The organism is Nocardia violaceofusca NBRC 14427, assembly GCF_963869435.1.
Lineage (GTDB): Bacteria > Actinomycetota > Actinomycetes > Mycobacteriales > Mycobacteriaceae > Nocardia > Nocardia aobensis.
Window position 1 is genome coordinate 1 of sequence record NZ_CAWMPM010000074.1, and the last position, 640, is coordinate 640.

At 60.9% G+C, this 640-nt stretch carries 1 pseudogene; it reads right to left on the reverse strand.

What is annotated here, in order from left to right:
* Positions 1 to 640, reverse strand: a pseudogene (locus tag AC5592_RS34370) (DNA-directed RNA polymerase subunit beta); the annotation flags it as partial.

Genomic DNA, 640 nt, shown 5'->3' on the forward strand with positions numbered 1-640 from the left:
AGGATCTGGCCGATGTTCATACGACGCGGAACACCATGGGTGTTCAAGATGATGTCGACCGGAGTGCCGTCGGGCATGAACGGCATGTCCTCCTTGGGAAGGATCTTGCCGATGACACCCTTGTTGCCGTGACGACCCGCGAGCTTGTCACCGTCCTGGATCTTGCGCTTCTGCGCCACATACACGCGCACCAGCTCGTTCACACCCGGAGGAAGATCGTCGTCGTCCTCACGCGAGAACACACGAATACCGATCACCTTGCCCGACTCACCGTGGGGCACCTTCAACGAGGTGTCACGCACCTCGCGCGCCTTCTCACCGAAGATCGCGCGCAACAACCGCTCCTCCGGGGTCAGCTCGGTCTCACCCTTCGGGGTCACCTTGCCGACCAGGATGTCACCATCACGCACCTCGGCACCGATACGGACGATGCCACGCTCGTCCAGATCGGCCAGCACCTCGTCGGAGACGTTCGGGATATCGCGAGTGATCTCCTCGGCACCGAGCTTGGTATCACGAGCATCGATCTCGTGCTCCTCGATGTGAATCGAGGTCAGCACATCCTCCTCCACGAGACGCTGCGACAAGATGATCGCGTCCTCGTAGTTGTGACCCTCCCACGGCATGATCGCCACCAGCA